The organism is Duganella sp. FT27W (assembly GCF_009295655.1).
GTDB classification, from domain to species: Bacteria; Pseudomonadota; Gammaproteobacteria; order Burkholderiales; family Burkholderiaceae_D; genus Rugamonas; species Rugamonas zoogloeoides.
This window is the reverse complement of record NZ_WHIV01000001.1, coordinates 441,516-455,125: the sequence shown is the minus strand read 5'-3', so window position 1 is coordinate 455,125 and position 13,610 is coordinate 441,516. Positions and strand designations below refer to the sequence as shown.

General features: G+C 64.5%; 13 protein-coding genes. 8 read left to right on the top strand and 5 right to left on the bottom strand.

Annotation, left to right across the window (positions count from 1 at the left end; translation table 11 throughout):
* The first annotated feature begins 88 nt into the window (after positions 1 to 88).
* The 8 genes from F8197_RS01890 to F8197_RS01855 all read left to right on the top strand — a co-directional run bounded on the left by F8197_RS01890 (position 89) and on the right by F8197_RS01855 (position 10,463).
* On the top strand, positions 89 to 2,500 hold the full coding sequence (locus tag F8197_RS01890; RefSeq protein WP_152879560.1) for a TonB-dependent receptor: 2,412 nt from the start codon (positions 89 to 91) through the stop codon (positions 2,498 to 2,500).
* A gap of 28 nt (positions 2,501 to 2,528) precedes the next feature.
* Complete coding sequence (locus F8197_RS01885) at positions 2,529 to 3,566, top strand: LacI family DNA-binding transcriptional regulator (RefSeq protein WP_193333304.1); 1,038 nt, start codon at positions 2,529 to 2,531, stop codon at positions 3,564 to 3,566.
* Between the two features lie 25 nt (positions 3,567 to 3,591).
* A complete protein-coding gene (locus tag F8197_RS01880; RefSeq protein WP_056146086.1) occupies positions 3,592 to 4,365 on the top strand; it encodes an SDR family NAD(P)-dependent oxidoreductase in 774 nt (257 codons plus the stop codon).
* A gap of 13 nt (positions 4,366 to 4,378) precedes the next feature.
* On the top strand, positions 4,379 to 6,382 hold the full coding sequence (locus tag F8197_RS01875; RefSeq protein WP_152879556.1) for a DUF4962 domain-containing protein: 2,004 nt from the start codon (positions 4,379 to 4,381) through the stop codon (positions 6,380 to 6,382).
* On the top strand, positions 6,375 to 7,337 hold the full coding sequence (locus F8197_RS01870) for a sugar kinase (RefSeq protein WP_152879554.1): 963 nt from the start codon (positions 6,375 to 6,377) through the stop codon (positions 7,335 to 7,337). The genes F8197_RS01875 and F8197_RS01870 overlap by 8 nt, the downstream gene beginning before the upstream one ends.
* 82 nt (positions 7,338 to 7,419) lie before the next feature.
* A complete protein-coding gene (locus F8197_RS01865) occupies positions 7,420 to 8,709 on the top strand; it encodes an MFS transporter (protein WP_152879552.1) in 1,290 nt (429 codons plus the stop codon).
* Positions 8,706 to 9,467: a GDSL-type esterase/lipase family protein gene (locus F8197_RS01860; RefSeq protein ID WP_152879550.1), complete on the top strand. Its 762-nt coding sequence runs from the start codon at positions 8,706 to 8,708 to the stop codon at positions 9,465 to 9,467. Before F8197_RS01865 ends, F8197_RS01860 begins: the two co-directional genes overlap by 4 nt.
* 102 nt (positions 9,468 to 9,569) lie before the next feature.
* Positions 9,570 to 10,463 carry an NAD-dependent epimerase/dehydratase family protein gene (locus tag F8197_RS01855; protein ID WP_152879548.1) on the top strand — a complete coding sequence of 298 codons (894 nt, stop codon included), beginning with the start codon at positions 9,570 to 9,572 and terminating at the stop codon, positions 10,461 to 10,463.
* A 16-nt stretch (positions 10,464 to 10,479) separates the two neighbouring features.
* Here F8197_RS01855 and F8197_RS28750 read toward each other — a convergent pair whose 3' ends face one another.
* The 5 genes from F8197_RS28750 to F8197_RS01830 form a co-directional block, all read right to left on the bottom strand.
* Positions 10,480 to 10,536, bottom strand: coding sequence for a hypothetical protein (locus tag F8197_RS28750; RefSeq protein ID WP_373996801.1), 57 nt, complete (start codon positions 10,534 to 10,536; stop codon positions 10,480 to 10,482).
* Entirely contained in the window at positions 10,514 to 10,828 is a 315-nt protein-coding gene (locus tag F8197_RS01845; RefSeq protein ID WP_152879546.1) for a type II toxin-antitoxin system Phd/YefM family antitoxin, read from the bottom strand. Before F8197_RS01845 ends, F8197_RS28750 begins: the two co-directional genes overlap by 23 nt.
* A gap of 149 nt (positions 10,829 to 10,977) precedes the next feature.
* The gene (locus F8197_RS01840; protein ID WP_152879545.1) at positions 10,978 to 11,652 is read right to left on the bottom strand and encodes a hypothetical protein; all 675 of its coding nucleotides are present in this window, start codon (positions 11,650 to 11,652) and stop codon (positions 10,978 to 10,980) included.
* Positions 11,653 to 11,733: 81 nt separating this feature from the next.
* Positions 11,734 to 12,273, bottom strand: coding sequence for a GNAT family N-acetyltransferase (locus F8197_RS01835; RefSeq protein ID WP_152879543.1), 540 nt, complete (start codon positions 12,271 to 12,273; stop codon positions 11,734 to 11,736).
* Between the two features lie 22 nt (positions 12,274 to 12,295).
* Positions 12,296 to 13,564, bottom strand: coding sequence for a DUF945 family protein (locus F8197_RS01830; RefSeq protein WP_193333303.1), 1,269 nt, complete (start codon positions 13,562 to 13,564; stop codon positions 12,296 to 12,298).
* Positions 13,565 to 13,610: the final 46 nt, after the last annotated feature.

Below are 13,610 nucleotides of genomic sequence, written 5' to 3'. Positions count from 1 at the left end.
ATTTAGTAAGGCCCAGACCGGACAAATCGCTTGATTAGTGTATCGATGCAGTAGATAGCCACTATAAAAACCACAACGGAGGCAACCGATGGTCACAACGCATTCCGGCAGCCCGCTGCCGCGCTATCCCAACATGAAGCCCATGGCTGCAGCCCTGGCGCTGCTGCAGATGTCGTCGATGACCCAGGCCCAGGAAGCCGCCCAGACCGGCGCGCCGCAACTGGAACAGGTAATCGTCTCGGCCAACCGCCGCATCGAAAAGCTCGAAGACGTGCCACAATCGATCTCGGTGCTGACCGGCGAAACGCTGGAGCGCAACAACGTGCGCGAATTCGACGACATCGTCAACCTGTCCCCTGCCCTGACCATTTCCACCGGCACCCAGGTGGGCACCAACAGCATCAATATGCGCGGCATCGGCACCACGTCCAACAATATCGGCATCGAAGGCGACGTGGCCGTGATCGTCGATGATATGCCGTACGCCCAGGCGCAGCAGGCGTTCCGCGACCAGTCCGACGTCGCGCGGGTGGAAGTGCTCAAGGGTCCGCAAAGCACCATGTTCGGCAAGAGCGCGATTGCCGGCGCGGTGGTGATCACGACCAAGCCGATCGGCGCGGGGCCGATGAAGGGCAAGCTGTCGCTGTTTCGCAGCAGCGACGACGAGTACCGCGTGCAGACGTCCGTGAGCGGACGCATGTCCGACACCGTCGGTGTGCGAGTATTCGCCAGCAAGACCAATTTCCCTGGCCTGCTCTACAACCTCACTACCGACAGCATGCAGAACGGCTCCGGCGGCAAAACCTTCTTCGCCAAGGTGCAGTGGCAGGTCACGCCGGACCTCGACGTGCAGCTCGCGCCGCGCTACGACCACGCGCTGCGCACCGGGAACACCGCCGCCATCAACTCGATCGGGCCGGGCGTGGGCTACCTGTACAACAAGAACTACAAGGCGCTGTCGAACACCGAGGTGCTGCGCGGGATTAACGTCTCGCAGTTCAACACCACCATCCGCAACGACTCGCCCACCGGGCTGGAAGCGACCGATCGCGGCATCGGCGTGCGCGTGAACTACCTGTTCCCCGACAGTTCACCGATGGCCGGCCACGCGCTGACGTCGATCACGTCGGTGGACAACAACAAGTCCAACGACTTCCGCGACAACGACAATATCGACCTGGTGTCCACGTTCTACCAGCTCGACCACTTCGGCAAACCGTCGGGCATCAACGAGTCGCCCGAGATCAACGGCACCATGGACACCAAGATGACGAGCCAGGAATTCCGCCTGACGTCGCCGGACAGCGGCAATTTCCGCTACCTGGCCGGCCTGTGGATCGCCCGCACCAGCATCGACCGTACCTACCGGCGCGGCAATCCGTTCGTCAAGGAGACCAGCTGGACCAACTACGAGACGTCGTCGTCGGTGCTCAACCGCGCGCTGTACTTCAACGGCAGCTGGGACTTCATCCCTAAACACACGCTCACCGGCGGCGTGCGACTGACGCGCGAGTCGAACGACTACATGTTCCACACCATCGACAGCCTGCTGTCGTCGGCACCGAACAATGTGCACACGGGCGAGAACTACTACAACGCGCCCAAGCACCACGAGAACTACGTGACCGGCAAGCTCGGTTACGGCTACAAGCTCACGCCCAACACCATGGTGTACGGCACCGCGTCGACCGGCACCAAGGGCGTGGCGTACGACATGACCAGCGGCGCCAACAACGTCAACGTGTTCAAGCGCCTGCCGCTGGCGCCCGAGGAAGCCACCAGCTACGAAGCCGGCTTCAAGGCCAACCTGTGGAACAACCGCGCCACGCTCAACCTGGCCGTGTTCAAGACCCGCTTCCGCGACTATCAAACGTCGGCCACCGAGCGCTTCTCGGACGGCAGCCAGGCCAGCGTGTTGTACAGCATCCCGAAGATCCAGACCCAGGGTTTCGAGGCCGATGCCACCGCGCTGATCACGCGCGAATTCCTGCTGTCGGCCAACCTGGCCTTCACCCGTGCCACGGTGGTGAACTGGCGCCAGGGGCCGTGCTACAGCGGCGCCAAGGACTGCACCGTGCCGAATGAACTGGTGCCGGGCGCGTTCCTGCGCGACGCCAGCGGTGGCCTGATGCCCAACTCGCCCAAGTGGAAAACCAACGTGGGCGGCGAATACACGCTGCCTATCAAAAGCTTCAAGACCGCGATCAACGCCAACGTGCGCGCGCAGTCCAGGGTGCAGGGCGCGATCAGCCAGGACCCGAGCCTGAAACGGCCGGGCCATGCTATCGTTGACCTGGGCGCCTCGATCGCCGGCCGCGGTGGAAAATACAAGCTGTCGGTCGGTGTAAAAAACCTGTTCGACCACCACTACTCGGTGGGCAACGGCGGCACCTTCCTGAACTTCAAGCAGACGTCGGGCCCCGACATTCGCTCGTATGGCTGGCAACCTGCGCGCGACGCATTCCGCTATTACACCGCCCGGCTGGACGTCAATTTCTGACCGGCCGCTTACCAGAATCAAGGACACCATGAGCGAACCTAAAATTCAGGATGTGGCACGCCTGGCGGGGGTTTCCCCGTCGAGCATCTCGAATTTCCTCAACAACCGCATGGGCCAGATGCGGCCGGATACGCAAGCGAAGATCCAGCAGGCCATCGAGCAGCTGGGCTACCGGCCCAACAACGCCGCCCGCCAGCTCAAAACCGGCGTGGCGTCGATGGTCGGCCTGCTGGTGCCGTCGCTGGCCAACCAGTTTTTCGGCGCGCTGGCATGCGCGGTGGAGGCGGCGGCCGCTCGCCACCACTGCCACGTGATGACCTTCAGTACCTTCCGCGATCCCGAGCGCGAACGCGCCGTGATGGCCGACCTGCTGGCGTATGGCGTCAAGGGCATCATCACCGGCTCGGCCCTGAGCGATACCGAGCACCTGGCAGCAGTGACGTCGCGCTGCCCGGTGGTGGCGTTCGACATCAAGCGCGGCGACGAATCGCACCAGCGTATCGCCACCGTCTCGATGGACAACGCCGCCGCCACCACGCTGGCGGTGGAGCACCTGGCCATGCTGGGCCACCGCGCCGTGGCGCTGGTGACGCCGCCGCCGTACACCCTGAATCGCCAGGAACGCATACGCGGCTTCAAGCAGGCTGCCGCCGCTGCAGGTGTCAAGGGAGAGCTGATCATCGCCGACGCCACCGACGGCCCCACCGACCTGCACGGCGACACCCGCCTGTTCGAACTGGGGCGCAGCGCCGCCGCGCGCATCGTCACGTCGTCGGCGCACCCCACGGCGGCGATAGCGATCAACGACATGATGGCGATCGGCGTGGGCGTGGGCCTGAAACAGCTGGGACGGCGCATTCCGGCCGATATCTCGCTGATCGGCATCGACGATATTTTCTTCTGCGCCGCGCACGACCCGCCACTGACCACACTGCGCCAGCCGATCCAGGCGATGGCCGACGCCGCGCTGCAACGCATCCTGACGCCAGACGAACCGGCCGACGGCGCGCTGTTCGCGCCGGAGCTGATCGTACGGTCATCCACCGCCACACCCCCGCAATCCTGAACCACCAACAAATACGGAGACAAGCATGGAAACCAAACAAAACACTGAACTGCAAGGCAAAAAAGCCCTCGTCATGGGCGGCGCCTCGGGCATCGGCAAGGCCACGTCGCTGGCCCTGGCAGCGGCCGGCGCCGACGTGGTGCTCACCTACTGGAGCAGCGCCGAAGAAGCCGAACAGGTGGTCACGCAAATCCGCTCTCTGGGCCGCCAGGCCCACGCCATCCGTGCCGACGTCGCCGACGCCGACGTGGCCGAGCAGGTGTTTGCCCAGGCGGAAAGTGCGATCGGCGAGATCGACACCCTGTTTGCCAACATCGGTGGCCTGATCCAGCGCTGCCGCGTGGTGGACATGCCGCTGTCGCTGTGGAACGAGTCGATGAACCTCAACCTCACCAGCACTTTTTTGATCTGCCAGGCCGCGCTCAAGCGCATGGAACCGCGCAAAGGCGGCACCATCGTCACCATGTCGTCGCTGGCCGCCTTCGACGGTGGCGGCCCCGGTTCGGCGCACTACGCGTCGTCCAAGGCTGCCGTGGCAACGTTTACCCGCGCGCTGGCAAAGGAAGTCGGCCCACTGGGCATCCGCGTCAACGGCGTGGCGCCGGGCCTGATCGCCACCCGCTTCCACGACACCTTCAACACGCCTGCCAACCGCGCGGCCATTGCCGACCGCACCCCGGCCAAGCGCGAAGGACAACCGGCCGACGTGGCCAACGTGGTGGTGTTCCTGGCGTCGGACCGCGCCGCCTTCCTTGCCGGTGAAATCATCCAGGTCAACGGCGGCCTCGCCCTCTATTAATCCGGGAATCCCCATGAATCCATCGATCACACGACGCCGTTTCCTGGGCGCCGCAGCCCTGGCTTTGCCCGTTTTTTCGTCAGGCAGCCTGCTGGCGCAGGACTCGCGCGAAGCGCTTGGCCCCAAGCAGGGCAAGGCCAAGGGCGGCCCGCACCCGCTGCAGGCACTGATGCAGGCCCACCCGGCGCCGCTGCGCGCCGAACTGCGCGGCGTGCATCCGCGCGTCTTCATCACCAGCGCCGGCCTGGCCGACCTCAAACAACGGGCTGCCACCACCCACAAGGCCGAGTGGCAGCAGGCGCTGGCCGGCCTGGTGGCCATGAAGCAGGACCCGGCGCCCTCGCCCGCGCAAAAGCGCCGCGCCCAGAACACGGTGGCCATCGGCATCGCCGGCGCCGCCATGGCGTACCGTATCGAGGGCGACGAGCGTTACCTGGCCGCCGCCCGCAAGTACATGGAAGCAGCAGTCAGCTATCCGGTGTGGGGCTACACATTCAGCAAACCGAACGTGGACCTGGCCGCCGGCCACCTGCTCTACGGCTTGGGCATGGGCTACGACCTGCTGTTCGACGTGCTGACCGAGGACGAGCGCAAACGCTACCGCGACAAGCTGGCGCACCAGGCGCGCCTGCTGGCTGCGCACTTCGCGCCCAAGCCGGGCAAGACCTTCTCGTATAGCCAGAACCACTGCTTCATCCCGATCGCCGGACTGGCCATCGCTGCGTACGCGATCTGGGACGAGGTGCCGGAGGCTGCCGCCTGGGCCGCACAGTCGCGGGCGATCTTCTCGCGCGTGCTGGACGTGGCCTCGCCCGACGGCTATTTTTACGAGGGCGTGGAATACTGGGTGTTCTCGATGCCGTGGATTATCCATGCGCTCGACGCCTTTGCCCACGCGGCCGGCGACGACCTGTACGACCACCCGGCGCTGCGCAAGGCCCACTTGTACATGGCCCATTCGCTCACGCCCAACGGCCAGGACATCTTCGACTTTGGCGACGCCTTCGAGGGCCCGCTCACGCGCTCGCGCCACGGCGATGAGGCGGCGCGTACCCACCCGAAGGGCAAGCTGCATTCCAATTACAACCTGATCTACCGCCTGGCCACGCGCTTCAAGAGTGCGGAGGCGCAGGGCGTGGCGGACTGGATGAAGTCCCTCGGCCACGTATGCGCGGAAGACTTCTGGACCCTGCAATGGCGCGATGCTTCGATCAAGGCCGCGCCAATCACCGCGCTGGCGCCGCATCACCACTTCGACGACCTGGGCACCGTGTACTGGCGCAGCGACTGGACCGACCGGGCCACCGCGTTCGCCTTCCGCGCCGGCCCGCCCGAAGGCCACCATGCCGCCACGCTGTTCGACAAGCTGCCCGACTGGCACCTGTCGATGGGCCACTCGCACCCGGACGCGGGCAGTTTTATCCTGTACGCCAACGGCACGTATCTATCGGGGCCGATGGGCTATGCCGGCATCCCGCGCAGCAACCTCAGTAACACGGTGCTGATCGACGGCCACGGCCAGGCCAACGAGGGCCACGGCCACGACGCCTTTGCCGACTACCCATATGCGCGGCTCGACAGCATTCGCCTCACCACCGTCAACCTGGCCGCCGACCGCGCCGAAATCGTGGCCGACCTCACCGGCGCGTTCCGGCAGGAGCTGGGCGTGGACAAGCTGGAACGCCGCTTTACGTACGAAGGCGGCGCCTGGACCACGACCGACCGCCTGCGCGCATCGCGCCCCGTCGTGCTGACGGCGCAAGTACACGGCGATACGGCGATTGCCGCCGGCGGCCAGCAGCGCTACGTGGTGGCCGGCAAGCCGGCCGCGCTGCAGGTGGATATCAAGACCGCCGGCGCCACGGCAGTGATCGAAAAAGGCGTGGTGACGGCGGCCGGCCCGCCGGGCAACGTGGACAAGGGCCCACGCGAGGAGCGCGGCTCGGTGCTGCGCATTTCGATGCCGGCCGCGCGTGAAACGTCGATCATCACCACCATGAGGCCTGTCAATGGATAAACGCACACCCGATGTTGTGACCGTAGGCGAAGCGATGGCCTTGTTCATCGCCCGCGAAGCGAAGCCGCTGGCAGAAGTGCGCGACTTCGAACGCGCCACCGCTGGCGCCGAACTCAATGTATCGGTGGGCCTGTCGCGGCTCGGATTCCGGGTGGGCTACCTGTCCGCGCTGGGCGACGACAGCCTGGGCGCCAACCTGCTCGCCTTCATGGATGCCGAAGGCATCGACCGCAGCCACGTGCGCATCGATGCGGCGCACCCCACCGGCTTCATGCTCAAGGCCATGACCGATGATGGCAGCGACCCGCTGGTAGAGTACTTCCGGCGCGGCTCGGCGGCCAGCCGGCTCTCGTCAGCCGATCTGCGCGACCCCGATCCGTGGCAGCAGGCGCGCCTGCTGCACCTGACCGGCATCTCGGCGGCGCTGTCGGACGGCTGCCGCGAACTGGTGTTCGCCATGGCGCGCCAGGCCCGCGCGGCCGGCCGCCTGTTGACGTTCGACCCCAACCTGCGGCCGCGCCTGTGGCCTTCCGAAGCCGCGATGATCGCAACCATCAACGATCTCGCGAGCCTGGCCGACGTGGTGATGCCGGGACTGTCCGAGGGCCGCCTGCTGACGGGCCGCAATGACGCTGCCGGCATCGCCGATTTTTACCTGGAACGCGGCGCCCGCCAGGTGGTGGTCAAACTGGGACCGGACGGCGCGTATTACGCCGATGGCGACAATCGCGGCACGGTACCCGGCCAGCCGGTGGCCAAGGTGGTCGATACGGTGGGCGCCGGCGACGGCTTCGCTGTAGGCGTCATCAGCGCCCTGCTCGACGGCCTGCCGCTACGCGATGCGGCCGCACGCGGCAACGCCATCGGCGCGCGCCAGGTGCAGTTCCGTGGAGACTGCGAAGGCCTGCCCACGCGCGAACAGCTGGCGCACGCCATGGCGCCGCCGCCCGCCTGAAACATCAGCGCCCCAATAAGAACCTGAGCAGCGCCTCATTCCCTGCCGAAACAGGTTCTAAAACCAACAAGGAGACAAGGGCATGACAACCAAAAAAGGGCTGCGCTGGCTGGTGATCACACTGGTTGCCGCTGCCACCATCATCAATTACATCGACCGTTCGGCACTGGCGGTGATGTGGCCGGGCATCGCCGCCGAACTGGGACTGGACAAGCGCGACTACGCCAACATCATCACGGTGTTCCTGATCGGTTACGCGGTCGGCCAGTCGCTGTTCGGTAAAATTTTCGACGCGCTGGGCACCCGCATCGGCTTTTTGCTTTCGATCGTGGTGTGGTCGGTGTCGATCGGGCTGCATTTCGTCGCGCGCAGCGCATTGTCGTTCGCGCTGTTCCGCGCCCTGCTCGGCATCGGCGAAGCCGGCAACTGGCCCGGCGCCACCAAGGCCATCGCCGAATGGTTTCCGGTGCGCGAACGGGCACTGGGCCAGGGCATTTTCGGCGCCGGCGCCTCGGTCGGCTCGATCATCGCGCCGCCGCTGGTTGCCTTCCTGTATGCGTACGTGGGCTGGAAAACCACGTTCATCCTCATCGGCGCGCTCGGTTTCATCTGGATCGTGCCATGGCTGATCGTATATAAATCCGGCCCGGATTCGCACCCGTGGATCAGCGCAGACGAACGCGCGTATATCCTCGGCGGCCAAAAAAAGACGCAAGCTGCCGCTGACGAATACGTGCCCACCATGGGCGAGCTGCTGCGCCACCGCCAGAGCTGGGGCGTGATTGCAGCGCGCTTCTTCATCGATCCCGTGTGGTGGCTGTTCGTGGGCTGGCTGCCGCTGTACCTGAACGAGAAATTCGGCTTTGACGTCAAGCAGATCGGCCTGTTCGGCTGGGTGCCGTACGTGGGCGCCGGCATCGGCGCGCTGGCCGGCGGCTGGTTCTGCGGGCGCCTGCTGCAGCGCGGCTGGTCGGTCAACCGGGCCCGCAAATTCGTCATCGCACTCGGCTTGATCGTGATGTTCCCCGCCCTGCTGCTCACCACCGTGGCTGCCACGCCGCTGGCTGCCGTGCTGTCGATTGCCGTGATCCTGTTCGGCTTCCAGGCGGCGATCACCAACATCCAGACCCTGCCAAGCGACTTCTTCTCCGGCCGTACGGTCGGCTCGCTGGCAGGCGTCAGCGGCACCGCCGCCGTGCTGGGCGTGATCGGCTGCATGCAGCTGGTGCCGGTGCTCACGGCCGGCGGCAACTACACGCTGTTCTTTGTCCTCGGCGCCGCGCTGGTGCCGCTGGTATACCTGTCGATCTGGCTCGGCGGCGCCGTGGAACCGGTGCGTCCCCATGCCGTTCAAGTAAAGGAAAACCCATGATGTCGTTGACTTCCCGCGCACTGCTGCTGTCGCTGGCATTGCTCACCGCCCCCGCGCTGGCGCAAACCAATCCGCGTGAAAGCGCATCCATCGCCTCGCCCAAGCAGGACGATGGCAAGTTCCTCAAAAAGCACGAGATCAACCTGGCCCGCGCAAAGAGCGGCCCGGTGGGACTGCTGTTCCTGGGCGACTCGATCACCGACAACTGGCGCAAGGCGCCCGAGATCTGGGACAAGTACTACGGCAAGTACCAGCCGGCCAATTTCGGCATTGGCGGCGACCGCACCCAGCATGTGATCTGGCGCATCGAGCACGGTGAACTCGACGGCATCGCGCCCAAGGTCACGGTGCTCATGATCGGCACCAACAACAGTCTCGATTACAGCGCGGCCGATATCGCGGCGGCCAACCGCAAGATCGTCGATATGGTGCGCGCCAAACTGCCGGGCACCAAAGTGCTGCTGCTGAGCGTGTTCCCGCGCGGCCCGCGCGACCGCTTCGGCGGCCCGGTCACGCCGGCCTTTGTCGCGGAAGCGGCCAGGCGCATGGAGACCATCCGCGCCGTTAACCAGGAACTGGCGCGGATGGATGACGGCAAGACGGTGCGCTTCCTCGATATCACCGGCGTGTTCCTGGACAAGGATGGCAAGATTCCGGATGCGGTCATGCCCGACCAGCTGCATCCGAACGCTGCGGGCTACCAGTTGTGGGCTGATGCAATGGCGCCGCTGCTCGACGAGATGATGGCCACGCCGTAAGTCCATTGTTGCGCCGCAGTCAAAACAGCTTTGTTCGTGCGCACCTTGGTGCGCACGGCTAACGCTCCCATACTTGATCCTTCAATCAAACGGGAGCACGGCATGAAAGTATTCGTCACAGGCGCGGCAGGTTTTATCGGCGGTTCGATCGCAGCGGGGCTGGTCAAGGCCGGCCACCAGGTGGTGGGCCTGGTGCGCAACCCGGACCAGGTGGCCGAAGTAGCGAAGATCGGCGTGACCGGCATAGTCGGCACGCTGGCCGACCACGACCTGCTGGTGGCGCAAGCACGCGCGGCCGACGCCGTCATCAACGCCGCCAGCAGCGACAACCGCGCAGCAGTTGAAGCCATCATCGAAGGTCTGGCCGGATCGGGCAAGCCGTTTCTGCACACCAGCGGTTCGAGCATCGTCGGCGACGCCTCCGGCGGCCTGGGTACCGACAAGATCTACTACGAAGACCAACTGCCGCAACCTACGGCCGACAAGGCCGCGCGCGTGGCGATCGACAACCTGGTGCTGGCCGCTGCCGGCCAGGGCATCCGTTCGGCCGTACTGTGCAATACCCTGATCTACGGCCACGGCGCGCTGCCGCGCGACAGCGTGCAGCTGCCCCGCCTGCTCAAGCAGGCCAAGAAGAGCGGCATCGTGCGCCATGTCGGTCCTGGCCTCAACATCTGGTCCAACGTCCATATCGACGACGTGGTGGACCTGTATTTGCTGGCCCTGGAAAAGAGCCCGGCAGGCACATTCTATTTCGTGGAAAGCGGCGAAGCATCGTTCCGCGACATGAGCGCGGCGATTGCCAGGGCGCTGGGCCTGGGTGCGCCGCAGGACTGGCCGCTCGAGGAGGCAAAAGAGGAATGGGGCTACGAGATGGCGTCGTACGGCCTCGGTTCCAACAGCCGCGTACACGGCAGGAAAGCGCGCGAGCTGCTCGGGTGGCAGCCGCACGGGCCGTCGGTGATGGACTGGATTGCGAACGATATGCTGCGGTAAGACATCACGCCCGACGTCAATAGTGATGGCGACAGGAGAGGACGATCAGCTCATCCCCCTGCACCTGGTACACCAGGCGGTTGGTTTCGTCGATGCGCCTGGACCGCGTCGGAAAGATCGATCAATTCCCTGTTTTTCGCCAGCCCGGTACGGGCCTGCGCGACAGACTTGGCAAGGTGGGCAGCATTGGCAGGGGAACCCAGCAGGTGGACAGTCTCCATCAGGCTGGTGTAATAGTCGAAGGACATGACCACCGCATCCGGCGCATCCCTGCGTGAAATGACAGTAACGTCAGCATCTTCCACCACCTGGTCGATCACGGCACGCAAGCTGTTGCATGCATCTGAAAAATTGATGATTCTCATTTTTTCGCTCCGTTACATCGTGAAGTTATTTTGCTGACCTGTCGAGCCAGGTACGTCGAAGCGCACCAAGATCGCACTGAGCTGTACGATAACTTGTACACATTGAAGTGTAGAGCAAATCCCGCCGATGGCAAACCGGAGTTCGCGGGTCAGCCGTTGAAGATGGCGTTCAGCCTGGCGCACCAGCGCTGGGCGGCTGCTTCGCCCTGCATCGGGAACGTGAAGATCGGGTTCTTGACGTCGGCTGTCTCCAGCACCAGCTTGAAGTTCTTTTTATATTCGGTGTGAGAGGTGCCGGCATGCGGCATCGGCGTGCCCGGCACGTTCATGTAGGGCAGGCCGGTGTTGGTCACCGGCAGGCCGGCTGCATTCACGTTGGGCATGATGTGGACGTCCATCCGGGTGCCGGTACCCCAGTCGTAATACCACCTCAGCACGTGGCTGAAATCGAGGATGCGGTATTCACCTGACACGCGGTCGCAAAACGCGAATTTGCGATTGCTTTGATCGAAGGCCAGGAACGCCGGACTCGGTGCGCCAAGCATATTGTCGGGATCGAGCGCCAGCGATTCGGTGGCATTGATGTGCCGGACGAAAGCCGCGTTCTTGCCGGCGATGCCGACCAAGGTCTTGATGGCGAAGTAGCAGATGCCTGCGGCAATCGCGAACGTCAAGAACACGCCGAAAGTCCGATAGCCGTCCAGGAACAGGAAAATCAGCAGCATCATCAGCGCGAACAAGGCCGAGAAGCCGGCGACAGGGATGGCAAATGCGCCCAGCAAGGAGATGCCGATCGCTTTCGAGAGGTTGCGTGCGGTAGTCATGGTGGCCTGTTGAGTTAATTGAAATTATTGCAATGTATAAATAATAACATTGAACTCACGTTCCTGCCAATCGTGCTGGCCTTATCCCGGCACCAGCGAAAACACGTGCGCGTCCACCGCACGGCCATCGATACACAGGCGGTTGCGCGCCACCCGCTCGTCAAACGCACCGCACTTCGCCGCCACCGCCAGGCTGGCTGTATTGCCGACGGCGACCACGATCTCCACCCGGTGCAGTCCCAGCGCGTCAAACGCATGGGCGGACAGCGCCTGCACGCTGCGCGTTGCCACGCCCTGCCCCTGGCGCGACTGCCGCACCCAGTAACCGAGGTTGCAAAACCGGTGCAGCGGTCGGATGTCGTTGAGACCCGCGCCGCCGAGAAAGTCGCCCGTTTGTTCGCAAAAAATGCCGAACTCGAACGCGGTGCCCGCTGCTTCGCTGGCGCGGCACATGGCAAACCACTCCAGCGCATCGGCAGCGGTGTAGTCGCTGGCGCACCACGCCATCCAGGGCGATACCGAAGGCACCGACTCCACCACGGCCGCGGCAAAGGCGTCGGCGTCGGTATCGGCAAACGGGCGCAGCACGAGGCCGGAGAAATGGATGTGAGCGTCTGTCATGGTGGTCCTGGATCGGTCGGTGTTACCTGGCCTGCATCGGCATCGGCGTCGGCGTCGACGGCATCGGCAACTTGCCGTTCTTCAGGCCGAACATCGACGGCCCTTTGCCGTTCAGCGTGAGCACGCCATTTTTCAATTCGATCACCGTGCGCACCTCGTCCTTGTCCACGACCGCGAAGCCGGACTGGCGGATATCGGTCATCACCTTGTCGGCCATGTTCTGCTCCAAGGCAGCCATTTGCGCCGGGTTGGCGGCCTGCTCGGCGGGCGACCGGGCTTTGACTGCCTTGGCGGCGTTGGCCCGTGAAATTTCTTCGATGATCACCACCGGCACCCGCACTTCCAGCCGCACCGCGAGCTTTTTCACGATCGCCGGCAGCGAGTTCAATTCGGCGTCGGTGGCTTTGGCAAAATCGATGCGGCCCTTGATCGAGGCAACCTGGCCTTTCCAGGCGGCGCTGATGTCGTCGATGACCACGCTTACGCCACCCTTGAGCAGCGCCACGCCCAGCTCCTTGAACTTGCGCAGCATTACCTGGGTTTGCGCAGCCGGGGCCAGTTGCTGCAACTGCGGCGAGCTGGCGAACCGGGTGAAATCGGCCATCACCTGGCCGTCCATGCCCAGCACCCGCGTGGCGACGTTGACGCGTTCGACCTTGTGCTCCCCCGCGCCGGCCGAGCGTATCGACAAACCGTACGCCAGGTCCACGGTCTTGCCGCGCCGTTGCATGTCCGTCTTGAACCGCAGGTCCTCCATCAGCAGCTTGCCGGTAATGCCGTCTTCGACAGCGATGCGGGCCACGCTCAAGTTCACCGCGCCATACCACATGCCATCGCTGGCACGCGCCTGACTGCCTCCCAGGCGCAGGTCGGACAGCTGCAGGCGGCTGGCGACGCCCACATTCAGCGACGCCATCTCGCCCGTGTAGTTCATCTGGTTGCCGGCCGCGCTGGTGTCGCCCTTGAGGATGATATCGCTCCACGCGGCATGGCCCTGCGCATCGGTATGGCTGCCGGCTTTGAGCACGCTCTGGTAATGCTGGCGCCCACGGCTGTCGGGCAGCCGCTGCGGCGCGAACGGTTTGTCGGTGCCAAAGACGGCTTTCAAGCGCGGCTTGAGTTCGGGCGAGAACGAGAATTTTTCGTAAGCGGCAATGCGCTTGTTGATGTTCGGTTCCGTGGCGTCGAGCGCGCTCACTTCCCTGGCTGCCTCGGTGTAGACCTGGGCGATCTCGGAAAGAGGTTCAGCCTTGTCCGGCTGCTGCGCCTGGGCGCCGAGACTGAAGAACAAGCTTGATACGGCGAGCGCAACGGATTTTTTATACACGGGGATGCCT